This window comes from Dyadobacter sp. 32 (assembly GCF_902506755.1).
In the GTDB taxonomy this organism is placed as follows: Bacteria; Bacteroidota; Bacteroidia; order Cytophagales; family Spirosomataceae; genus Dyadobacter.
This window is the reverse complement of record NZ_LR735258.1, coordinates 3,767,725-3,791,902: the sequence shown is the minus strand read 5'-3', so window position 1 is coordinate 3,791,902 and position 24,178 is coordinate 3,767,725. Positions and strand designations below refer to the sequence as shown.

The 24,178-nt window shown below is 47.5% G+C and carries 13 protein-coding genes; 6 read left to right on the top strand and 7 right to left on the bottom strand.

Annotation, left to right across the window (positions count from 1 at the left end):
* The first annotated feature begins 113 nt into the window (after window positions 1–113).
* The gene (locus tag DYADSP32_RS15440) at window positions 114–3,785 is read left to right on the top strand and encodes a S8 family serine peptidase (protein ID WP_149241900.1); all 3,672 of its coding nucleotides are present in this window, start codon (window positions 114–116) and stop codon (window positions 3,783–3,785) included.
* Window positions 3,786–3,862: 77 nt separating this feature from the next.
* Here the strand turns inward: DYADSP32_RS15440 and DYADSP32_RS15435 are convergent, their stop codons facing one another.
* Window positions 3,863–6,235, bottom strand: a complete 2,373-nt coding sequence (locus tag DYADSP32_RS15435) for a PDZ domain-containing protein (RefSeq protein WP_149241901.1) — start codon at window positions 6,233–6,235, stop codon at window positions 3,863–3,865.
* A gap of 213 nt (window positions 6,236–6,448) precedes the next feature.
* Window positions 6,449–7,126 carry a YdeI/OmpD-associated family protein gene (locus DYADSP32_RS15430; RefSeq protein ID WP_149241902.1) on the bottom strand — a complete coding sequence of 226 codons (678 nt, stop codon included), beginning with the start codon at window positions 7,124–7,126 and terminating at the stop codon, window positions 6,449–6,451.
* Window positions 7,127–7,497: 371 nt separating this feature from the next.
* On the opposite strand from DYADSP32_RS15430, the gene DYADSP32_RS15425 reads away from it, so the two are divergent.
* Entirely contained in the window at window positions 7,498–7,683 is a 186-nt protein-coding gene (locus DYADSP32_RS15425) for a hypothetical protein (RefSeq protein WP_149241903.1), read from the top strand.
* Window positions 7,684–7,805: 122 nt separating this feature from the next.
* On the opposite strand, the gene DYADSP32_RS15420 is transcribed toward DYADSP32_RS15425, so the two are convergent.
* The 5 genes from DYADSP32_RS15420 to DYADSP32_RS15400 all read right to left on the bottom strand — a co-directional run bounded on the left by DYADSP32_RS15420 (window position 7,806) and on the right by DYADSP32_RS15400 (window position 15,287).
* Window positions 7,806–9,152, bottom strand: coding sequence for a RagB/SusD family nutrient uptake outer membrane protein (locus tag DYADSP32_RS15420; RefSeq protein WP_149241904.1), 1,347 nt, complete (start codon window positions 9,150–9,152; stop codon window positions 7,806–7,808).
* Between the two features lie 2 nt (window positions 9,153–9,154).
* Window positions 9,155–12,505 carry a TonB-dependent receptor gene (locus DYADSP32_RS15415; protein ID WP_149241905.1) on the bottom strand — a complete coding sequence of 1,117 codons (3,351 nt, stop codon included), beginning with the start codon at window positions 12,503–12,505 and terminating at the stop codon, window positions 9,155–9,157.
* Between the two features lie 95 nt (window positions 12,506–12,600).
* Window positions 12,601–13,581, bottom strand: coding sequence for a FecR family protein (locus tag DYADSP32_RS15410; RefSeq protein WP_149241906.1), 981 nt, complete (start codon window positions 13,579–13,581; stop codon window positions 12,601–12,603).
* Between the two features lie 11 nt (window positions 13,582–13,592).
* Window positions 13,593–14,150: an RNA polymerase sigma factor gene (locus DYADSP32_RS15405; protein WP_414617806.1), complete on the bottom strand. Its 558-nt coding sequence runs from the start codon at window positions 14,148–14,150 to the stop codon at window positions 13,593–13,595.
* A 264-nt stretch (window positions 14,151–14,414) separates the two neighbouring features.
* On the bottom strand, window positions 14,415–15,287 hold the full coding sequence (locus DYADSP32_RS15400) for an AraC family transcriptional regulator (RefSeq protein WP_149241908.1): 873 nt from the start codon (window positions 15,285–15,287) through the stop codon (window positions 14,415–14,417).
* Between the two features lie 312 nt (window positions 15,288–15,599).
* Here DYADSP32_RS15400 and DYADSP32_RS15395 point away from each other — a divergent pair, with 312 nt between their 5' ends.
* From DYADSP32_RS15395 to DYADSP32_RS15380, 4 genes are all read left to right on the top strand, one after another.
* A complete protein-coding gene (locus DYADSP32_RS15395) occupies window positions 15,600–18,767 on the top strand; it encodes a SusC/RagA family TonB-linked outer membrane protein (protein ID WP_149241909.1) in 3,168 nt (1,055 codons plus the stop codon).
* A 30-nt stretch (window positions 18,768–18,797) separates the two neighbouring features.
* Window positions 18,798–20,327: a RagB/SusD family nutrient uptake outer membrane protein gene (locus tag DYADSP32_RS15390; RefSeq protein ID WP_149241910.1), complete on the top strand. Its 1,530-nt coding sequence runs from the start codon at window positions 18,798–18,800 to the stop codon at window positions 20,325–20,327.
* A 75-nt stretch (window positions 20,328–20,402) separates the two neighbouring features.
* Entirely contained in the window at window positions 20,403–22,913 is a 2,511-nt protein-coding gene (locus DYADSP32_RS15385; protein WP_414617805.1) for a glycosyl hydrolase family 95 catalytic domain-containing protein, read from the top strand.
* Window positions 22,914–23,064: 151 nt separating this feature from the next.
* A complete protein-coding gene (locus tag DYADSP32_RS15380; RefSeq protein ID WP_149241911.1) occupies window positions 23,065–24,081 on the top strand; it encodes a zinc-binding alcohol dehydrogenase family protein in 1,017 nt (338 codons plus the stop codon).
* Window positions 24,082–24,178: the final 97 nt, after the last annotated feature.

The following is a 24,178-nucleotide window of genomic DNA, read 5'->3' as shown; positions in this document are numbered from 1 at the left end:
CCAACTGGGGCGATCCCAGCTCTTTTTACCTCAAAGTATTCCAGGCACATGTCATGTTTCAGCGTATATGATGCCAGAACTTTGCGTCAGGTTCAAAGCACCCCATTTATTTAATGTTACATCTATTCAGCTCACGTATGATCAACTTCTCCATTCTTTTCAGTGCCCGTGTTGCCGTGACAGGATTATTGCTATGGTTGACCTGTCTTCATGCAAAGGGTCAGGCATTGCCAGCTATTGAAAAAAAACGCAATGATAAATACATTGTGGTATACAAAAAAAAGCCCTCCGTGTTGCCGGGCAAAAACCCGGAAGTACGGCAGGATGAGATCCGGAGCCAGGCTGTCACTACCATGGCAAAGTATGGAATGTCCGGTCAGAAAATAACCCAGGTGTTCGCCACCGTACTCAATGGATTTGCGCTGGATGGTATAACAGATACAGATTTGGATAAAATCCGAAAGGATGATCAGGTAGCTTATGTGGTACCCGATGCACCAGTTTTTCTTGACGTCTCCGCCCCTCTGGCATCAAGCTGCAGTGGTCCGGTGATCACATTTAACGGTGTACCGGACATGGCTGTCAGCTTTGGAGATTTCGGATCAGCAGCCACGGTAACAGGCCCGGTGGTGTTGATGAATGATGGATCCGCTACGCCCACGTTCGGTTGTGAAGTACTCCCGGCCGGTACGCTTACCGGAAAAATTGTCCTGATCGACAGGGGTACCTGCCAGTACGGTACCAAGGCCCTTCGCGCACAAAACGCAGGGGCCATCGGTGTGATTATTGCCAATAACGTGGTGGGTGATGCGCCTGTTCCCGGACCCGGTACGGATGGTGGCAGTGTCACTATACCCGTCATGACCATCACGCTGCCTGCCGCAAACGCATTGAAGGCTTCTTTGCTTGACGGCCCGGTCACGGCAACGATGGATCGCGGTATCCCCGACGGGACATCGCAGTGCACGCCCTGGGGAATTACCAGGGTGCAAGGCGGGTTGCCGGCACCTACTGGTAAAAGAGCCTGGATCATTGATTCCGGAATTGATCAGGATCACCCCGATTTGAACGTAAACCAGACCTTATCCAAATCTTTTTATCCGGGTTTGGAGGGCAATCCTGATGACCAGAATGGTCATGGCACCCATGTGGCTGGTACAATTGGCGCTTACGATAATACAATTGGCGTAATAGGGGTGGCGGCCGGGGCAGAGGTAGTGGCCGTTAGGGTTTTTCCGGCATCTGGTGGAAGCGCAACTTCAACGATTATTGCTGGGATGAATTACGTGGCCGGCCTGGCAGCTGCTGGAGATGTGGTGAATATGAGCCTCGGAGGGGATGCCAACAAGGCTATGGAGGATGCCGTTTTGGCCTTGTCTCAGGTGTGCAAAGTGGTGGTATCTGCCGGTAACAACAGCCGAGATGCCAATTTTAATGCGCCTTCCAGGGTGAATGCCCCTAATATCTACACGGTGTCTGCGGTTGACATCTCTGGTAAACTGGCCAGCTTTTCCAATTATGGAAATGCCCCCGTCGACTATGCCGCTCCGGGTGTGAATGTAGCCTCCACCTGGCTAAACGGTGGATATAATTACCTCAACGGAACCTCCATGGCTGCTCCCCATGTGGCGGGGTTGTTGTTGCTGGGTGATATTTGTTCAGATGGCAGAGCAACGGGTGACCCGGATGGAAGACCTGACCGGATTGCCGTTCATTTCGATCCTGCAACGGCTCCCGATATGGATGGAGACACCTACTCTGTGTGTGAGGGAGATCTGGATGATAATAATCCGAATATAAATCCAGGCATTGCAGAAGTTTGCGGCGATGGTATCGACAACGATTCCGATGGGGAAATCGACGAAGATTGCTGCCCGTCGGGTGTTAACGGTATACTTTATGTTAACACGAGCGCAACCGGAGGCAACTCCGGACTTTCCTGGCCCAATGCATTTACATCCTTACAGGCCGCTTTGGCAGTTGCTAAAAAGTGTGCAGCCGTCACACAGATCTGGGTAGCCAAGGGAACCTATTACCCGTCTGCCGATCAATTTGATATAAGCGCTCCGGCCAATCCGAGAGCAAAGACGTTTGTTATGAGAAACAATCTGGCTATCTACGGTGGATTTGCGGGCAACGAAGGGAGCGGCTATGATTTGACCCAGCGGGATCTGAGCGCAAATTTGACTACCCTTAGTGGAGAAATACAACAGGATAACAACGCCACGAATAATGCATACCATGTTATTCTTAACTTTCCGGTTCATCCCATAACTCTGAACGAAACAGCTGTTTTGGACGGCTTTGTGATAACCGGCGGGCGTGCTGATGCAACCGAGGTTTCTAACGGACAGCAATACCTTACCCTGCCAAACAGCTACGGAGCAGCCGTGCTGAATTATGGAGCGAGCCCTGGAATCAAGAACTGTTTATTTTTGTCGAACACGGCATACCAGGGCGGCGCGATTGCAAATTTTCAATCCGATCCCGTGTTGAATGGTGTCAGCTTTATAGATAATTTTGGGTATTGGGCTGCGAGCTTGTATAACGATTTATCCGATCCCGTCATTTTAAATTGTGAATTTCAGTTGAATCGTTCTGAATATTCAGGGATAATGGAAAACAATAGCTCAAATCCCGTTATTACCAACTCATCCTTCACAGCGAACAATGCGACAACCGGGCTTATTCCAATAACCAATTCCAGCTCTTCCCCCATTATCAGAAACAGTATTTTCTGGGGGAACAGCGGAACCGTGCCGATGAGCGGAGGTACCATTTCTCATAGCATTGTGCAGGGGGGCTGGGCGGGAGCGGGTAGCAATAACCTGGATGTAAATCCTCTGTTCGTACAACAACCTGTGATCGGAGGCAACACAATCGGTAACCTGAGCCTTCAGAGCTGCTCCCCGGCCATCAACGCTGGGGATCCCACTACCAGTGCAGCCATTGTCGGATCCATAGACCTGGCGGGCAATGCACGTTTTTATGGGGCTGGTATTGATATGGGATCATATGAATTACAGTCTCCCATATTCAGCGTAAGCATTACCGCCAACCCTGGCCTCACTGTCACTTCTGGCGGGAGTACAACACTTTCTGCGTCCGGAGCGCTCAGCTATGTATGGTCCACTACCGAAACCACACCTAGCATTACCGTTTCACCCACCACGGCCACGGCCTATTCGGTGACCGGTATAAATGGTTCTTGTACAGGTACGGCCAGTGTGACCGTGAACACCAGCCCTTTGCCCGTTACCCTGATCAGCTTTTTAGCCAACAAGCAGCCGGATGGATCGGTTCGATTAGATTGGGCTACAGCCAATGAAGTAGAGAATGCCTATTTTGAACTGGAAAGAAGTACGGATCTGCGTCAGGTGGAATCACTGGCCAAAGTGGCTCCTGATGTGCATTCAGCCGGTAGCCATTCTTACCGTTTCGTCGATGAAACGCCCTACCGGGGCACAAGTTATTATCGATTGAAACAGGTAGATCGGGATGGACGCTCTACCACCTATACCTGGAAATCGGTGGTGGTAGATCAAACCTACGCCGTTTTTCCCAACCCGGTTCTTCATGATCGATTCATGCTGAGACTGGACGAGCCCGAGAAAGCCATTCTCAAATTTTACAGTGTAGACGGAAAGGTTGTTCCCTTGCAGACTGTAAGTCGTGAAAACGGGGTTCTGGAATTGAAATTACCTCCGAATACTGCCACAGGTGTTTACCTGCTACGCGTTGAAGAACGTGGACAAAGCCGTGAGTATCGTCTTGTGATTGACTAGAAAATAGTAAGTGAAAAAAAATGATAAGGCCTGCTCCTCGTCTGGGGGCAGGCCTTTATGATGAGGGATAGAACAGGCTATTTGAAAGAAACTTCAACCGTCATCAACTTTTGATTTCGAAATATCTCAATTTCGGAATGCCCCGTCCAGTTGATCTTCTGAAAAATGTTGGTCAGGTCACCAATGTTGTTGATATCCTTTTTATTCATTTTTCGAATCACGTCACCCTTTTTAAGAGGTGATTTTGCCAGAATACTGCCTGAGGGAATGTCATCAACAATCACCCCATGTTCGTCCGGCAACCCGTAGGCCGAGCGATCTCCCAGACCCGTCACGTTCCGAAGTTTTCCGCCTAGCCAGGCCATTTCAGTAATCCCTGAATTCGACGAAGCCGTGTTTATTATTGGCAAAGGTACCTTTTCTGACTTTGATTTAAGGGATGGCGAAACGACGCCAAATTCGTCCATCGGAAAGTTTGTAAACCCGACTTTAAATGCCGGACTGCCCGCTTTTACTTCGTAATTGCCTTTCTCAGGGTCGACAAACATGGGATCGCCGGCCACACTGTGTGCGTCTGTCTGGTTGGCTTTTGCGGCATCCAGCGCTTTTGTGTCAGGAAAAAGATTAAAATCTACTTCTTTACCCCAATCCTTGATCTGGATGGGGAAATAGGGTTTCAGAACAATGTTCTTACGGAAAACGTCACCACTATTGGGAAACCAGACGTGCGGATGAAATGAGTTGTTTACGATGATATTATTCTCCACGATCCTTTGAAACCCTTCCCTTAATTTCAGCCCCCCGTTGAGACATAGGTTGTTGTAAATATGATAATTACTACTTCCGTCGTCCAGGTCAATGTCCCAGCCATGGTCACAACGAAAACGGTTGTTGCGGATCACCACAGTTTTTTGCGCGTCCAATAAAATAAGCTCTGGATGTTCCGTGGTCAGTTTGTTCATGGTTTCGCGATTCGGATGCCAGAAGCGATCGCGCCCCCAGGAATTGAAAGAGCCGTGGTCGCCCGTTTCCAAGACCGTATTGAATACATCATTGAACTCGATCATATGCCCGCCCCAGGTCCCTTCGCTGACATTGATGCCTGAACGAGGTACGTTGTAGATGGTATTGTGACTGACGGCTATATTCATGGCCATGGAAATTTCCATGCCTGCCACCTGCTTTTCTACCTGGCCCAGCCCGTGCATCAGATTGTCATATACCTTACAGTCTGCGGGGTAGTTATTGGTTTTCGGCCCAGGCGCCTGGTCCATCTCAGGATAGGGGACGGCCAGGTTATATTCAAAACTGGGAGAGCGTACCGCCGCAGGATCTCCCACAAAACATATCCCGCTCGCTCCGGCATTTTCAATATGACACCCCGAGACTTCACTTTTTCGGTTGTAGTTCGAAAAGAATACCGCGTTACCACCCACTTCTTTAAAATGAAAATTCCGGATATGGCAATTTTCCGTTCCTTCCAACACCACGGTTCCACCCCGATAAATGGCCCAGTCACTTCTGAGAAGGGGTTCTTTGGTTTCCATGAAAGTTCGTAAAACATGCACAAGCTCAAATCCTTCCAGGGTGATGTTTCTGACCGGAGCAGATTCGCTCCCTCGAAATTCAAACAGACTGTTAATCTGGGGTGTCAGGATTTCAGCTTTATTCAGATCCTGCGGTGAAGATGCATAGAGATAGAGTACTTTCTCTTTGCGATCAAAATACCATTCGCCGGTCGTGTCCAGTTCTTCAAATACATTTTCTATGAAACGATATTTGGCGTGCATGCCCATCTGACGGTTATTCTGGAAACCGCCTTCCATTTTCAACTTTCCATCGACATCTTTTCCAGTCACCAGATAATGATAGCCGCCCCATTCGTGTTTGTGTAAGGCATGGATGAAAGCACCCTCCGGGTTCTTCCAGGATCTGATTTTTTCGGGTGAGAGCACATCCTCCGAGTAACCGCCAAAGTGGCTGCTGGCAGGATTGTAGTTGGGATACCTGGCCATTCTTTGTTTTTTGCCATTTACAAAAAGCTGGTCAAACACAAGGTTTGGAGGTACAGCGGTTTTGAAAATATTCTTTTTGTAAGCGGACCATTTGAGTTGAAGCCGGGCGGCTCCACTGAAGATCACTTTTTCGTCCCTGTAGGACTTGTACACAACTTTCTCTTCTGGCCTACGGGAATCTTCTGACGAAAACAGGATGGGCTTTTTAAGGTAGTAGGTTCCTGCCCTGACGTACACAACAACAGGTTCATGAATGGACCGTATCTTCTTTTGAGCGGCTTCGAGGGTAGCCAAAGGTTTTTCGATTGTCCCGGGGTTGGTATCCTTTCCGTTTTTCGACACGTACAGATCGAGCGAGTAAACGGTTTTGCCTGTAAAACCTATTAAACTCAGAAGCATGGCGAGACTTCGAATGATAGACGTAATGTAGTTCATTTCTAATTTACAAAAGAGCCGTAAAACCGGATACTGCTGGACAATGTTGCTTATGCAGATTGCATCGGCCCGTTCCTGGTGGCAGCACCGTACGGTAAGATTTCTATTTTTTTAAAGATTAAGAGCTTTACGAATCTTATTTACTCTTTCCATTACAATCGCATCAACTGGTTTGGAGAAATAAATTTGGTGTTTACAAGGCCTCAGCCAAAGTCAGTCCTTGGCGCTATCGCCTGTGTGAGCTTGCGCAACGCCGCTGGCCTGGAAAGGCGGGTTAATTTGGGGGCAATCAACTGCGATTTTTTTGGTCCACCGGATGACGTTAGGTTTTAGATTCTGCTCGGCGAGTGCCACTATCTCCGCAATTCGTATTTGTCGCGTTTCTGGTCGCCTGGCCTGTAAGACCCAATACAATACATATTTCTTGTCCGATTTGCTCCAATTCAGAAAGTGGTCTTTTGCATTGGGTCTTGTTTGAAGTGCGCGCTCCATATCGGCAGGAATAATGAGTGCGTCCACATCGTCTAAGGCGGCCCAGGAGCCGTTTTGTTTTGCCGCCTCCATGCAATCCATGCCTGCTTTAGTGATTTTCCCCTCTGCAATCAGCTTTTGCAATTTTTCCTTATTAATGGCCGACCACACGCTGTTTGGTTTTCGCTTCGTGAAGAACCGCATATACCTTTCCGCATCCACCGGCTTTACAATGCCATCGATCCATCCGAAGCAAAGCGCTTCGTCCACGGCATCGCTCCATGTGATGGTGGGTGTGTTTGATTTGTTTTTATAAAAAATTACCCAGACGGATTTTTCCGTCATGTGGTTTTCCTGCAACCACGCTCTCCATTGTTGCGGGTGCGTTGGACAAAAAGTTTTTACTTCGATTTTTGTCATGATCACGGGCGGAATTTTACCAAAAATAAAAATTTTTGGAGTCGAATCGGATTATTGAATCAGTAATTCATTGATCAGGTGACGATGAAACCTGACAAGGCTTGGAACAGAAAAAATGAACCACAAGGCTCCAGGCAGAAATAGGAGGCTAATGCGATCAGAACACTTAACCAGGAGATGTCTGTAAGTATAGTAAACATAAGTTTGTATATTTTGGGTGATGGATAATTAATGAACACCACAAAGGAAAGCAGGTGAAGTGACAGCCCTATGTCAGTTGTGAAACGGATTTTGGGAAATTTTTTCGTTTGTATTTCAGGATTTCATGAATTCCAACATAAATTTGATGGTCCCTAAAAATAACGCAATCCATGCCAAATTTTTCCTTCGCGATAATAGCCATCATTTTAGGGGTATCCCTTTACCGGCAATTTGATTATGAGACTTTAACGTTTGAAAAGCCGGCTTTGGCAGTTGTCTATCTGGTCGCGTTTGCCCTGTCTATTTTCTTTTTGATAAAGGGCAGAAAAAAAAACGAGGGCAAAACGGACGCCTGACAGCTAAGTCAGGCGTCCGTTTTGTTGACTTCATAAAATTGCCGGGTCCCAAATAGAAAAACGGGCTTTCTTCCCATAACAAGAAGAAAGCCCATTTGTTTTAAGAGGATTTTGCAGGATAGTTATTCGTATCCCGGATTCTGTGGCAACAGATTTGGGTTTCTCAGGATTTCTACCGCCGGTACGGGCCAGAGTTTGAAATTGGGGTTCGTAATGCCAAGTTCAGAGTCAATGCGGTCGGTCCTTACCAGATCAAACCAGGCGTGTCCTTCATAACTGAGTTCTAGTCTTCGTTCCTTATAAAGCCGCTCTCTGAACGAAGCCAGGCTTGGTACCTCAGCGGTGGTCAATGGGGCCAAACCCGCACGTGTCCTGATCTGGTTCAACAGAGATAGTGCCGTTGCATTGGGATAGGAAGTCTCTGCAAGGGCCTCAGCCTTTGACAAAATGACCTCTGCCAACCTGAAAATGATAAAATTATCATCGCCTGAAACCCTTCGCGTATATTTTTTGACATACGATATCGTGCCTGAAACTCCGATGGTCGCTGCTCTGCGCAAATCTCCCGTTTCGTAGGCAGCCAGAATATCCGGATTAACCTCGATCATACGCGTGCCTCCCAGGGCGGCAGGCAGGTAGGTTCCCGCAATGCTGTTGGGGTTCAGGTTGTCGTACTGCAATTCCCAGATGGATTCGTCGGCGTTCTTGCCTTCGAAGAGCGCGGCATATGTATTGTTCAGCGTACTTTTTTGCGCCAGTATTTCATCAGCCGCCGCTATTGTTTTGTCATATTCTTTGCGGAAAAGGTGAATTCGCACGGCCAGCGCGTGGGCAGCAGCTCGGGTCACCCTTCCTTTGGTCTGTAGTGTAGTACTGTAAGATACAGGAAGATCCCTTCTGGCTATTTCCAGATCTTTAAATACCTGCTCGTAAACCTGGGCAACGTTGTCCCGTGAGATCTGCAAGGACGGCAGATCGGGCGATGCCGTCGGATTGATTATTAATGGCACGTTGGAAAAATAACGGATCAGATTGAAATAGGCATGCGCTCTGATCATGTAAGCCTCCGCGAGTATCTGCGCTTTCTGTGTGGCTGAAAATGACGGGTCTTCAATTTGCGGAACACGCTGCAAGATCACGTTCACCCTGTTGATGATCAGGTAATTCTGTGTCCATAGCTGGTTGAAATAACCATTGTCGTCAAGAAACTGCAGGTTATTAAGCTGCTCAAACTGCCTGTTGAGCGCATTGCCCTTTACGTTTTTGGTGGGCAGTTCGGCCATCACCATGTAGTTGAAGCCATTGTCGAGTACCCCTTTGTAAGCCCCGATAATGGCAGCCTGCGCATCAGTTCCTTTTGTGAACAGCTGCTCATTAGACACCGCGTCGATGGGTTCCTGGTCAATGACATTGCATGCACCCAGAAACAAGGCAATTCCTGCCAGATAGAAGTATTTTAGATTTTTCATGTTCAGAAGCCGATGTTTAATCCGAGTGTATAAGATTTGATTTGCGGATAAGCATTCAAATCGAAGCCTAATTGTGCGTCGTTTCCAAAAGAGCTTACTTCCGGATCAAATCCTGTGTATTTGGTGAAAGTGAACAGATTTTGTCCCACCACATATACCCGCAGGTTTTGAACGCCGATCCGTTTGAGTTTTTCTGCCTTGATGGTGTATCCCAGATTGATGGCCTTTATTTTCAGGAAGGAACCGTCCTCATGCACACGGTCGGAAACAGAGCCGTTCCGTGTCGGATCGCCCCATGCTGCCCGGTGAAGCCAGGTTTCATCACCCGGTTTTTGCCAACGGTCCTTCGAGTCCGTAAAGGAGTTGAACCAGGTATGCATCCGGCCGTAGGAATATTTTGGGTGGTTGAAAATCGTATTCCCGTATGTGAAATGCATGAATACACTCGCATCGAAATTTTTAAAAGTGAAAGTGTTTGTCATACCGCCGGTGAAGTCGGGCTGTGCGCTGGACAGTACCCTGTTGTCGGTGCTGGTGGATGGGTATGGATCATTGCCATTTCCGTCCACATCTTCAAAAACGTAATTTCCGGTTTGCGGATTAACGCCTAATATTTTCCATCCGAAGAATGTACCCAGCGGGTAGCCGACTTTCAGTACAGACGCATAGCCATTGAATCCAAGAGGCCGGTCGTCACCATCAGGAAGGCTGGTAACCTTATTCCGGTTGAAAGCGATATTGAAATCCGTCCTCCACGTAAAATTGTCGGTGGCGATGTTGGTAGAGCCCAGCTGAAGTTCGATTCCCTTGTTTTGTACATTTCCAACGTTCTGAACAGAGCTTGAATAGCCTGATGAAGTAGGCAACAGGACCTCCAGCAGCAACCCGCGGGTTTTTTTGATGTAATAATCGAAGGTGAAATTCAGCCGGTTACCAAAAAATCTCAGATCTACCCCGGCATTGGTCTGCTCGGTTGTTTCCCAGGTCAGGTTGGGGTTTTCAAGCTGAACAGGTGCCAGTCCGCTCATGCCCATGTAGTTAAATCCACCTCTTGAAAGTCCTCTGGAAGTAAAATTACCAATTTCCTGATTTCCGGTTCTTCCCCAGCTGGCCCGGATCTTGGCATCGTCGAGCCAGGTAACATCTTTCATGAATTCCATTTTGTCGAGACGGTACGATGCCGACAAGGATGGGAAATTACCGTATTTGTTATTTTTGCTGAATCTGGAAGAGCCATCAATACGGAAACTGGCAGCAATGTTGAGTTTGTTATCAAACGTGTAGTTGAGCCTGCTGAAATAGGAGGCCAGCCCCCAGCTGCTTCCTGTGGAGCTCGAATTCCGTACGGATGCAGACTCCAGTGTCGAAATGGATTCGAGCGCGAAGTTGGTACCCGACGCGATGGTACGCGACATGGTTGATTCCTGCGAAGAGTTTCCCAAAAGCAGGTTGAAGCGGTGTTTGGTCCCCAGACTGGTCGAATAATTAAGTGTATTTTCATTGATCCAGCCTCTGTCCTGCGTCAGCGCATTTGTTCCTGATCCGTTGGTACTGCGGCCTTCGTAGGTAAGGTTATTGGGCGGAACAAACAGCACTTCGTCCAGGCTCAGGTAGTCAATGCCTATGGACGTGCGGAAGGTAAGGCCTTTCAATATTTCCAGATTCAGAAATGTGTTACCGATCACCCGGTTGTTGAATGCGTAATTGGTGATTTCCCTGGCCATTAATGCGGGGTTGTTGCTGGTGGCAATGTACGGATCGGTTGGGTTGAGCGTGCCGTCTTCCAGGTACAGCGGTATTGCCGGCGACTTAATAATAGCGGCGGATACGATCCCTGTGTTCGTTCCGGCATCTATCCGGTCCGTTTTGGAACGGCTAAGCGTGAGGTTCACTCCTCCGCTTAGTCTGTCATTGATCGTTTGATCCAGATTAATCCTGACATTGCCCCGCTTGTATCCACTTCCGATCACCACACCCGTCTGATCATAGTAATTGCCCGACACCATGAACTGCGTTTTTTCACTTCCTCCTGAAACCGACAGGTCATAGCTTTGTATCGCAGCGCTTCTGAATATCACATCCTGCCAGTCGGTGCTTGGCAATGAGGACGGATCTGGAAAATAAGGCTGCATGCCTACATTGGTCCTTGCCTCATTTACCAATGTTCCCCAGGCCGGCCCGTCCAGCAATGACAAGCGTTTTGTTTCTTTCTGTACGCCGTAATAAGTATTGAAGTTGATTTTGGCGGCCCCTGTTTTTCCTCTTTTTGTAGTCACCAGGATCACACCATTGGACGCCCTCGAACCATAAATTGCGGCAGCTGCTGCGTCTTTAAGTACTTCCATGGATTCAATGTCACCCGGGCTCAGCGACGACAAGGGGTTTTCGGCAGCGGCATTTCCGCTTGCCGTGGAATAGGAGCCGGTGTTGATAGGCACCCCATCAATTACATACAGCGGATCGTTCCCTCCTGTAATTGAGCTGGCACCTCTGATACGGACGGTGGAGCGTCCGCCCGGTGTTCCGGTGTTTTGCGTAACATTGACCCCGCTCAACCTGCCCTGTAATACCTGTTCCGGGCCAGTGATGGGCAATTCGGCAATTTTTTTGTCGGCAACCGAAAGCGATGCAATGGCAGAAGAAATGTCGCCCCTGGATTGGGAACCGTACCCGATGACCACCACTTCATCCAAAGATTTTTGATCCACTTTTAGCGCTATGTCGATGGTTGTCTGGTTTCCCACTTTTATTTCCTGGCTCATATAACCAACAAAAGAAAAAACCAGCTCAGCGTTGTCATCCTGAAGCACAATTGTATATGCGCCGTCGGTATTGGTGGTCGTGCCCTGCTGTGTTCCTTTCACCAGAATGCTTACCCCTGGCAATCCCTCGCCCTTCTCATCTGAAACTTTACCCTTTATGGTCCGGTCTATTTCGGGTGAAGCATTCAAAAACTTAGTTTCCGGCGATATGGCGGAGCTTTTTTCCGTAGCAGCGGGTTTTAAAAGTATCCTGTCGTCCATGACGGAATAGTCGATGGATAAGGGTTGAAACAAGGTTTTTAATAGCTGCTCCAGCTTTTGATCCTTCACCCTGACAGTCACTTTTTGTTTGCTGTCAATCGTACTTGGACTATAAATGAAACGCACCTGGGCTTGACGCTCAATTATTTCCAGCACTTTTTTGAACCGTTGTCCTTCTTCGTTCAATGTGATTTTGGTTTCCAAAATACTTTGACCGTTCAACACACTGGCTTGCAAGGGCACCCCGAAAATAGCTAAGACGAGGACCTGGCAGCAGGCTGCTCTCACCTTTCGCCAATAGACGGAAGTGGTCGATAATGTTGTTTTCATAATCTGGGTACGTTAACGTTTAACATGGTTTAATTCGTGGGTTTTATGCAGCAGTTGAATGTCATTGAATTATGGGGATTTCAGGCTTTGTGGCATTAAGGTATAGGTGCACATCCTGGGCCTGAGACAAAAATTGCGGTGCCGCGCACTTCGTATTCCGCGCCTATGACCTCACATAAAAAATCGAGTTGGCGGTACATGTCAAGCCCATTCAGGTCGCCGGTAAATACGCATTGTTTAATCTTTGGATTGCCTGATATAAGCTGTACACCATATATTTCGCTGATCCTTGACAGCACGGTTTCCACAGGCTGTTCATCGAACTTGAGGCTGGAGGAGGATTGGAGCTTCACCACAGGACTTGGCGAATCCACCAGGTCCTGACGCAGTATTTTTAAGGTCTGATCGTAAGAAATCTTTTGATTGGGGGTAGCAATTACGCCATCTTTCTTATTCTTCCCCGTGGAGCCGGCCGTATAGATCGAAACCTTTCCTGAAATAACAGAAACTTCTATTTTTTTCTGGTTTTTCTGTGGTTTGATTCGAAAACTTGTTCCCAGTACTTCTGTTACCAGGTCATCCGCATGTACGAAAAACGGGAGCAGCGGATTGGGCGTGACCTGAAAAAAGGCTTCACCTTTCAGCCAGACCCGCCGTTCTGTAACACCGAAATTTTTGTCGGTCACAATATCTGCTCCCTTTTCAAGGATAACTACGCTGCCGTCCGGTAGGGTCACTTTGGTCTGTGTGCTTGCCTGCGTACCAAAATCGGGTTCACCCAGGCTGCCGTAACGACTGTAAATTCCGAAAAATAGGGCAATAAAAATGAGGGAGGCAGCTATACCTGCAAGCCAATGGATCCCTATTCCGTGCCAGAAGCGTTCATCGTTAACGCCTATTGATTGCCAAATTTCTTTACACTTTTTACCTTCCTCCTCTTCCGAATCAAAGAGCATCGTGCCGGATTGTTCGTCAAATTGAAGATTGGCCCATTTTTCCAGCAAAGCCGCCTCTTCGGGCGTACACTGTCCTGCCAGATATTTATTGGTTAGTGCGTCAAACTCATGGGTGGTCATTTCTGGTCTGGTTAGTTGTCGTGGTGGAAGTCACTGAGATGTTGACGCAACATTTTGATGGACTTTGTAATGTGATATTCAACCGCTTTGTCGGTTATGCCCAGTTCAATCGCGATTTTTTTGACGGGAAGCTCGTTTAATTTGCTCATTCTGAAAACGATGGCGGTTTTTTCCGGCATCTGCTGCATCGCCCTTTCCACGGCCTTTGCGAGTTCTTCATTCGTAAGTATTTCATTTACATTGGAGTTTTCAGAAATTTCCTGTAACAGCTGAAAATCAAGATACTTGCGCAGATTGATCTGCACTTTAATGGTTTTGTTAACAAGATTTCTGGCTGCGATGAAGAGGTATACCCTCAAATTCTGAATGTTTGAGTGCGCTCTGTTTTGCCATAGGCTCGTCATTACGTCGTGTACTACCTCCTCGGCATCTTCGCGTACGCCCAGATGCTGATTAGCAAACCCATACAACTGCCGCCAGTATCTTTTGTAGATTACTTCGAAAGCTTTTGTTTCGCTGTCTTTCATTAGCAATACCAAAGATTCATCTGTAAGATTGGAGTGTCGCATGCTTTTCATTTTATAAAGGTTCCTTTTCTCAATAGAATCCCTAGGCGTAAACTCAAAAAAAGTGATTTTATTTAATACTTAGAAATAGAGGGAAAGGGATTTGACGGCCAACTCATTGATTTTGAGTAGTCCCCAGACATTTGCAGTGCAATGTGGAATTAGGTTTTTTTGCACAGACAGGCAGACTCAACGTTTAGGCCAACAGATACCACACCGAGATGCCACGCGGATAGTTTTTCAAATTTATTGGTAGAAAATCAGATTTCATTGATTGGAAAATGCCGACAGATAACTGGCGGGTGTTTTTCCGGTTATTTGCTTGAATTGTTTGTAAAAGCACGTTGTGTTATGAAATCCGCTTTCATAACAAATTTGCTTGATGCTCATTTGGTTGCTGATGAGCATTTTGCAGGCGTATCCTACCCTGATTTCGGTCAGGAACTGAGAAAATTGCTTCCCGGTTCTGGATTTGAAGTATCGGCAGAATGAATTGGGGGACAATCCGGCGACCGAAGCAATGGTTTCCAGCTTTATTTTTTCTGCAAAATTGTTAAGGGTGTATTTGTAAATCGCGTTGATCCTTTCACTCTCCTGTTCCAGATTGTCGTATCGAAATCCCAGGGATGCTAAAGAATCCTTTTCTCCCGCATGACTTGCCGCAATCAAGCACTCAATGAGCAACAGTATACGATTTGGCCCCTCTGCATGGTGAAGTTTTTCCATGAGGTTAATGACGATATGCCCGGTTTCTCCCCGCAACGAAATCCCCCGTTTGGCTTTGTCCAGAACATTTTTTAACACTGCGTTTTCCGCAAGCTGTAGGAACTGTTCTCCCCAGAAATTCTCTGTGAAATGGATAACGGTTGAGTATGGCGTGTCCATCTCATCCCGGTCTGCCGCTTCTTCATTATCGAAATGCCAGTAATGCGGTAAATCGGCTCCAACCAGAACCACATCACCTGCATTGAACCGGCGTATGTCGTCTCCGACAAACTGTGTACCGCTCCCTCTGTGGAAACAGAGCAACTCGACCTCTTTGTGGCAGTGCCAGCGGCTGTTGATGTTGGGAATTCGCTCTTTTCTGACACTGAACGACCTGTTTGGTGTGGTCGCTACTTGAAGAATATGTGGTTTCATAATGCTATTTGAGCTCCCTGAAATTTGTAGTCTGACATAAATTATGACTAAAAGACTTATAAAATCAGATAAATACTCAGCAACTGTTTGATAATCAGTATTAAATTTAAAAAACACAAAAAAATATGATTAATATCATTAAATGGTAATATAGCTGAATAACTGGATAATATTTCGACGCGTGTTCTATGGTTTATATATTTTCTTTGTATCCTTCAATGACGTCAGATTGTGTGCTGGTTTTAGCATACATCTTATGGTTTTAGCATTCATTTTCTTGTGCGTTTTAATAAACTTCAATTTTTACATTCTATGACCCCATTGTACAAACTCAATTCGGAGGCAAATCGAGACTGGCTTACGGCCGGAAGTCTCTTTGCTCAACAGTGCGGACGAATTTTTCAATCCGCCGGTCATCAGGGAACCATCCCGAAATTGGTACTTCTCTTCGTAGCGGTACTGATGCTTTCAGGACAGCTGGTAATGGCACAAGGACGTCAGGTAACAGGGACGGTATTCGACAATAGCGGTGTAGCTTTGCCCGGTGCGAGTGTCCAGCTGAAAGGAACAACCACCGGAACCATCACAGACGCGAACGGCAAGTATAATTTACAGGCACCGGATGATGCCACCCTGGTATTTAGCTATATTGGGTACATCAGGCAGGAGGTTGTGGTAGGTACCAAAACGACTATCGACGTAACCCTTGCCTCGGAAGCATCATCACTTTCGGAGGTAGTGGTGGTGGGGTATGGAACCAGAACAAAGGCCAATCTGACGGGTTCAGTAACAACCGTTTCGGGTAAGGAACTCACAGAGCGGCCGGTGCCCAATGTGCAGAATCTTTTGCAAGGCCGCGTTTCAGGTTTGGATGTGATCCAGTCTACCGGAGAGCCGGGCCGGGATGATGCTAGTTATCAGCTAAGAGGATTCGGTTCTTTTGGCGCATCCAACGCCCCGCTTATCCTGGTAGATGGAATAATTGGTACGATCAAAAACCTTTCTCCACAGGATATTGAGAGCGTCACTGTTTTGAAAGATGCGGCTTCGGCGTCCATATATGGGGCACGTGCGGCGAACGGGGTTATTTTGATCACCACCAAAAAGGGGAAGGCCGGTTCATCCGAAATCGAATATTCTGGAAATTTTGGCCTGAGTGAAGCAACCCGGAAACCCGAGCTGATCACCAATTCGCCGTTGTATATGGAGATGTACAATTCCGCAAGAGCAAGAAGCGGACAGGCACCTCTTTATACCCAGGCGCAGATTGACCTGTACAAGAATAATCCCAACAGTGCCCAATACCCCAACTTCAACTGGCTGGATTACGTGTTGGATAAAGGACCTATTCAGAATCATCATCTGGGTTTCAGTGGCGGAAATGAAAAAACATTATACAATGTTTCATTCAACTACCTGGATCAGGAAAGTATCACAAAAGGCTATTTGTATAATCGCTACAATGGTCTGATTGATTTCTCCTCACAGGTACACAAAAAAGTACGCGTCGGTACCAATCTCAATCTTTCGTACCAGAACGCCAAGGCGCCATGGCTTGTCAATGATAACTTGTTACTTTTAGCCTATGCTTCTGCGCCAACATTTGCCCCCTTCCTGCCCGATGGTAGTGGAAGAGTTACCAACAGAGATTTTATCACCAACGGCGCAGGTAACCGAAGTGTGGAAGAGGTGTACGCCACAGGTGGTCAATTCACCAAAACCTACAATGCCAATGCCCAGGCCTTCGTCGAAATTGAGATTTTGAAAGGATTGAAATGGCTCAACAAAGCCGGGATGACTTTCTACAACGATCAGTTGAAAAACAGGCAATTCGGGTCTCCTTCCTTTGCTTACCAGCCCGATGCCAATGGCAACTATGTGCAGGTTGCCAACGGTAATCCTACATTTTTTGGCCTTCAGCAAGCTGAGGACAGGAGCATAACCAAGACCTTTTTCAGTACACTGAATTATACCAAACAATTTGGAACTGATCATACGCTGGGACTTTTGGCCGGGTTTGAGCAACAGGATAATGTAACGGAACGCTTATCAGGTAACCGCTTCGATTTTCCGAATACAACCATCATGGTTTTGGATGGTAGTGGCGCCAACAACCAGTCCACCGGAGGTAGTGCATCCGAATGGGCGCTTCGATCAACTTTCGGACGTGTCAATTACGATTACAAAGGGAAGTATTTCCTGGAAGGAAATATTCGTCGCGACGGTACTTCACGCGTTAGCTCCCGATGGGGAACTTTTGGAGGAGGTTCGGCCGCCTGGAGGATATCCGAGGAAGGATTCATCAAAAACTCGCTGTCATGGGCAGATAATCTAAAGTTAAGGGCGTCGTACGGCGTATTAGGTAATCAAGAGATCAATGTGGGCGTTGCTGACAGACTTAACCTTTCTGGCAACTACCCGTATCAGGATATATTGAGCCTCACCGCTTATCCCTACACGAATTTGGCTTCGGGAGCGCAGTTAACTCGTCTGGTGACAGCGGATCTGCAATGGGAGAAGACTTCGATGCTTGATTTTGGGTTGGATGTGGATATTTTCAAAGGACTCTTTGGTGCCACCATAGACTGGTACAAACGCAATACCACAGATATTCTTTCCACCAGAGCCGATTTGCCCGCCAGCGTAGGGTTGACAGCGCCCATTGTCAATGCCGGCGGTATGCAGAATACCGGTATAGAAATTGAATTACGGCACAGAAAAAGTTTTGGGGATTTCAACTACGGAGCGGGTGTGTTATTTCACAAATACAAGAATGAAGTTACCAAGCTACTCGCCCCAACCCTGGGTACCATTGAGGTAGGCCAGCCTTACAATAACTTCTTTCTGCACGAATGGATAGGGGTATTTCAAAGCCAGGAGGAAATCAACAGCTCTCCCAAGCAACCATCGTCGGGTACTTTGAAACCCGGTGATCTCAAGATCAGGGATGTGGACGGTAATGGTACCGTAGGACCCGAAGACCGGGTTCGGATCAGCCGGTTCCCGAAATATAATTATTCTTTCAATGTAAATGCAGGCTGGAAGGGATTTAGTCTGACAGCATTTTTCCAAGGTGTTCATGGTATAAAAACGCAGGTGAGTGGATGGGGTTACGAGCCCTTTCAGCAAGGCTCAGCACCTCCGACCAGATTCCTCAATGCATGGTCTCCTACCAATCCAAGTAACACGGTTCCTGCGACCTACCTGACGGGTTATGCCGGTGTAGCAGGGTACACGTCAACCTATTTTCTTCAGGACGCCTCCTATCTGCGCTTAAAGAACCTGTACCTTTCCTATGCATTCAACGAGAAAATTTTAAGCAAGATCAGGTCGAAGGGATTGACCATTTACGTTTCAGGGGATAATCTGATTACCTGGACAAAATATGAAGGTAATGATCCCGAACGAGCCGGATCAGGCAGGTTTGCTCAATTCCCTCAGTTGCGGATATACACTGCGGGTTTAAGCATCAGGTTCTAAAAATGTGAATCAATTAAAATCTTAGGAAAAATGAACTTCAAACATAAATATATATTTTCTGCCCTGCTGGCCAGTTTGGTACTCGGCAGCACCAGTTCCTGCGATGACAGCTATCTGGATAAAAATCCGCTGCATGCGATATCGGGTGCTACTTTCTGGAAAACGCAAACGGATGTGGAGATGGCACTGGTAGGTGTTTACCGCAGGCTGCAGAGCCAGGTTTTCGGGCACCGCAGGTCTATGCTGGATGGTTATTCGGATAATTCATTCGACCGGCACAACCAGCTCGGTTTTCAAAATCCGAGTATTGGTATAATTAATCCATCCAATGTGCCTACCGCCCTGTACAACCAGCCCTACGAAGGCATTGCTTCGGCCAACTATTTTCTGGAAAACGTGGGAAGTGTCGAGGCCGTGCCCCAGGCAACTAAAGACGTGTATATAGCCGAAGCCCGGTTTCTGCGGGCGATGTTCTATTTTGAACTGGTGCAGTATTTCGGGGATGTTGTTCTTTACAAAACAGCTCCCAAAACGGCCGAAGATGCCAAAATAGCAAAAAGCCCCAAGGCGGAGGTACTCACGTTCATCGTGGAGGATCTGGATAATGCCATATCCAAGCTCCCCGCAAAGGCCTATGCAGGCCATGCCGTAAAAGCCAGCGCCCAAATGTTAAAAGCACGGGTAAGGCTTTATCAGCAGAACTGGGCGGATGCGGCTGCATTAACCAGTGAAATAATCGCCTCCAATGTATTCTCTATTTATCAGGGGGGGTATGCCAATCTGTTTTTGCAGACGACCCAGCAGGGTAACCCGGAAATTATTTTCTCAACCAAATATCTGGCACCCAACAATGCCCAGGGAAATGAAGGCATGCTTGTCGAGATCGGTTGGTACGGAGGTAATCAGCCTTATAAAAATCTGGTGGACGAATACGAGACCATCACGGGTAAAATGATAACAGATCCTGCCTCGGGCTACGACGCGGCTAATCCTTACGAAAAGAGGGATCCCAGATTGAAAATGACCGTGCTGGTGCCTGGTGATAAATTCGTGAATCCGGATGGCTCTACTTTTGTAACTACTGATCCGGTATTAACCGGGTTTACGCAAAAGAAGTACATGGATGCTTCCAAGTTGCCCTGGGATAGGTCCAAAATTACGGTAACCGATATGAACATCGTACACATGCGCTATGCGGAAGTGCTCCTGGCGTATGCCGAAGCTAAAAACGAGGTGTCGGGCCCTGATGCTACGATCTACGATGCGCTCAATAAGATCCGTTCCAGAACGGGCGTTGGCCTACCGCCGGTGGATCAAACGATGTACAATTCCAAAGAAACCTTACGTGAGTTCATCCGTCACGAAAGGCGTATTGAACTGGCCATGGAAGGACATCGCTATTTTGATCTGAAGCGCTGGGGAATCGCTGCGGCAAAATTTGCGGCAGTGAAAAATCCGGCAGGTGTTTCGCTGATTTTCGGAGAGAAGAACAATGTGCTTCCTTTTCCTCAGTCGGAAGTTGACAGGAATACGAACCTGGTGCAGAACCAGGGATATTAACAGTATAAAGAGATTTTGAAATTTGGACTGGTTGTGTCTTCGCCTCAAAACGGAGACACAACCGTAATGATGGTTATGAAAAATTCTGTTAGAAGTTTACTCGCCGCAGCATTATTTTCCATGCTGGGCGTGAACGCCTTGGGTCAAAACGCATCGGGGCTGAAGTTGTGGTATAAAAAGCCGGCCACCCAGTGGGTGGAGGCCTTGCCTGTTGGAAACGGCCATATAGGTGCCATGATATTCGGGGGAGTGGAGCAGGAGCTTTTACAGCTCAATGAAAGTACACTCTGGTCTGGTGGCCCTGTAAAAACAAATGTAAATCCGGCGTCGGCATCCTACCTGCCACAGGCCCGGGAAGCTCTCCTGAAAAATGGGGACTACCAGAAAGCGAATGAATTGCTAAAAAAAATGCAGGGGCTCTATACAGAATCCTATATGCCCATGGGCGATTTGAAAATTACTCAGGATTTCAAACAGGAAAAGCCGACGCAATATTATCGTGATCTGGACATTGCCAATTCCATGGCAACCACACGCTTTACTGTGGGCGGCGTGGACTACAAAAGGGAGATCATTGCGTCTGCGCCAGACAATATCATGGTCATACGGATATCCGCTTCGAAACCGAATCAGCTGAACCTGACCGTCTCGGCGACCAGTAAGCTGCGGTATAAGCTGGAAGCTACTGCCACGAAAGAATTGGTGGTCAACGGAAAAGCACCCGCACATGTCAATCCCAATTATTACAACCCTAAGGGGCAGCAGCCAATTATCTATGAAGATCCGAACGGATGTAACGGCCCACGTTTCCAGTTCAGGATGAAAGCAGTGAACAAAGGCGGGACTATTTCAACAGATACTGCCGGCATTCACATTACCGGTGCCACCGAAGTATTGGTCTACCTGTCGGCAGCCTCCAGTTTCAACGGCTTCGACAAATGTCCTGATAAAGACGGTAAAGACGAAAAATTATTGGCCAAGGGTTATCTGGACAAAGCCGTCGCTAAAGGCTATCCGGTCATCATGAAGCGACACCTGGCTGATTTTCACAGGTATTTCAACCGTGTTCATTTTGAAATTGCGGATAGCACAAAACAGAATGTAAATGTTCAACTACCGTCAGATGAGCGACTTATGGCTTATTCTAGGGGTGATTATGATCCGGGCCTGGAAACGCTTTACTACCAGTATGGGCGTTATCTGCTGATTTCGTCCTCCCGAGCAGCCTTGCCAGGTGTTCCGGCTGGTCCGCCGGCCAACCTGCAGGGCATCTGGAACAAAGAGATGCGGCCCCCATGGAGCTCCAATTACACCATCAACATCAACACACAGATGAATTATTGGCCGGCAGAGGTGACCAATTTGTCGGAAATGCACCAACCTTTACTTTCCTGGATTAAGGACCTTTCGCAAACTGGAAAAACAACGGCCAGGGAATTTTATGGAGCAAAAGGCTGGGTGGCGCATCACAATGCGGATATCTGGGGACAATCCAATCCGGTGGGAAATGTGGGGGACGGCGATCCATTGTGGGCAAACTGGTACATGGGTGCCAACTGGTTGTGCCAGCATTTGTGGGAACACTATAGTTTTACAGGAGACAAAACGTTTCTCAAAGAAAAGGCCTACCCGGTCATGAAAGAGGCTGCGCTTTTTTCATTGGATTGGCTGGTCGAAGACAAAGACGGCTTTCTGGTGACCGCTCCGTCCACATCACCTGAAAATAAATTCAAAGATCCAAAGGGAGGTGAGGCAGCTGTATCCATCGCAACTACAATGGATATTTCCATTATTCATGACCTCTTTTCGAACCTGATCGAAGCGGCCGATATACTTGGAACCGATCAGGAGTTTAAGAAGATGCTCACTGAAAAACGTGAAAAGCTTTATCCTTTGAAAATAGACAGCAGGGGCAGGATCCAGGAGTGGTATCAGGACTTTGAGGAGACGGACACATTGCACCGTCATGTCTCGCACTTGTTTGGCCTTCATCCCGGTCGTCAGATTTCACAGCAAACACCGGCGTTTTTTCAGGCGGCCAGAAGGACACTGGAAGTGCGCGGAGATGCCGGCACCGGATGGAGTAAAGGATGGAAAATCAATTTCTGGGCCAGGCTACTCGATGGTGACCATGCTTACACACTCATTCGCCAGCTTATGAAATACACCAACGAGGGCAAGGGTTTTTCTAGAAGTGGAGGTACTTACCCCAACTTTTTTGACGCACATCCCCCCTTCCAGATTGATGGAAACTTTGCAGGAACGGCAGGCATGTCGGAGATGTTGATTCAGAGCCACCTGAACGAGATCCATCTATTGCCGGCCCTACCCGCAGCATGGAAATACGGCCGGATCACCGGGCTCAGAGCACGTGCAGGATTTGAGGTTGACATCATCTGGAAAGACGGGAAACTGGATCGTTCAGTGATTACCTCATTGAATGGCCAATTGTGCACCATCAAAACCAGTGCACCGGTTACCGTTGCCGGAGCTGTTTCGAAGTCAGAAAAAACGAACTCGGGCTACATCAATCAATTCAAAACCGTGAAGGGGAAAAAATATACGATACTGGCCGCTAAGCCCTAATGCCTTACGCAGAGCAATATTTCTTTATGAAACTTTATATCAAAATAAAAAGGCTGTAACGAACTGGATATACGTCTAAAAGGTTTTCAACAAAGTATAAGATCAGCCTTTTGGGAACGTTCCGGGTCAAAGAAATTATTTTGAATTAAATATGAATACATTAGTTTGTACCCATCCTGGGGAAATTGTTTACGAAGAAGCCGAAAAGCCAGTTTTAGCGCCCGGGTACACCATCATAAAAATCAGAAGGATCGGCATCTGCGGAACGGATCTGCATGCGTTTGAAGGTACACAGCCTTATTTCAACTACCCACGGATTCTGGGGCACGAGCTTTCGGGTGAAATCGTTGAAACGGATGGTGCTCCAGGCTTTTCAGTGGGGGAGGTCGTAACCTTTACTCCTTATTTCAATTGCGGTAAATGTGTAGCATGCCGGGCGGGTAAGCCTAATTGTTGTACGGAAATCAGCGTATTTGGCGTGCATATCGACGGCGGAATGGCTGAATATGTGTCCGTGCCATCGTATGCACTGGTACATGGTGATGGCCTGAGTTTCGATGAACTCGCATTGATTGAACCGTTGGCTATCGGCGCACATGGTATTGAAAGGGCCGGGGTAACGCCCAACGACACCGTCCTGGTGGTGGGAGCGGGGCCAATAGGGCTGGGCACCATGGAATTTGCCCGCATTGCAGGTGCGAAGGTCATTGCCCTGGACATCGATGATGCCCGGTTGGGTTTTTGCCGGGATAAGATCAAAGTGCCTCATACAATCAACGGCCTCACCGAAAATGTACACGAGCGGCTTTCGGAATTAACACAGGGCGATATGCCTACGGTGGTCATAGATGCCACAGGTAATTTAAAGGCCATCAACAACGCCTTTCAATACCTCGCGCACGGCGGGCGATATGTGTTAATCGGGCTTCAGAAGGGGGACATAAGTTTTTCGCATCCCGACTTTCACAAAAAAGAAGCTACCCTGATGAGTAGCCGCAATGCCACCCGGCAGGATTTTGAAAAGGTGATAAACAGCATGAAAGCCGGCCTGATTGACCCCACTACCTATATTACACACCGTGTGAGTTTTGAGGATGTAAAAAACCACTTTTCAAGCTGGCTCGACCCTGCCACCGGGGTGATCAAAGCCATGGTGATGCTGGATTAGGGAGGGGGATGGGAGCAATTTCAGACGAGATGGAAGTGTTCATTGCATGCGGTCTCGGACAGAGGTAATTCCGTTTTTTTATCAAACTGATTTGCGT

Bases quoted from the DNA above. Each gene is read 5' to 3' on its own strand.
- DYADSP32_RS15435 (WP_149241901.1), bottom strand. From the start codon at position 6,235: ATGAACTACATTACGTCTATCATTCGAAGTCTCGCCATGCTTCTGAGT.
- DYADSP32_RS15430 (WP_149241902.1), bottom strand. From the start codon at position 7,126: ATGACAAAAATCGAAGTAAAAACTTTTTGTCCAACGCACCCGCAACAA.
- DYADSP32_RS15380 (WP_149241911.1), top strand. From the start codon at position 23,065: ATGAATACATTAGTTTGTACCCATCCTGGGGAAATTGTTTACGAAGAA.
- DYADSP32_RS15420 (WP_149241904.1), bottom strand. From the start codon at position 9,152: ATGAAAAATCTAAAATACTTCTATCTGGCAGGAATTGCCTTGTTTCTG.
- DYADSP32_RS15395 (WP_149241909.1), top strand. From the start codon at position 15,600: ATGACCCCATTGTACAAACTCAATTCGGAGGCAAATCGAGACTGGCTT.
- DYADSP32_RS15400 (WP_149241908.1), bottom strand. From the start codon at position 15,287: ATGAAACCACATATTCTTCAAGTAGCGACCACACCAAACAGGTCGTTC.
- DYADSP32_RS15415 (WP_149241905.1), bottom strand. From the start codon at position 12,505: ATGAAAACAACATTATCGACCACTTCCGTCTATTGGCGAAAGGTGAGA.
- DYADSP32_RS15390 (WP_149241910.1), top strand. From the start codon at position 18,798: ATGAACTTCAAACATAAATATATATTTTCTGCCCTGCTGGCCAGTTTG.
- DYADSP32_RS15425 (WP_149241903.1), top strand. From the start codon at position 7,498: ATGCCAAATTTTTCCTTCGCGATAATAGCCATCATTTTAGGGGTATCC.
- DYADSP32_RS15405 (WP_414617806.1), bottom strand. From the start codon at position 14,150: ATGCGACACTCCAATCTTACAGATGAATCTTTGGTATTGCTAATGAAA.
- DYADSP32_RS15440 (WP_149241900.1), top strand. From the start codon at position 114: ATGTTACATCTATTCAGCTCACGTATGATCAACTTCTCCATTCTTTTC.
- DYADSP32_RS15385 (WP_414617805.1), top strand. From the start codon at position 20,403: ATGAAAAATTCTGTTAGAAGTTTACTCGCCGCAGCATTATTTTCCATG.
- DYADSP32_RS15410 (WP_149241906.1), bottom strand. From the start codon at position 13,581: ATGACCACCCATGAGTTTGACGCACTAACCAATAAATATCTGGCAGGA.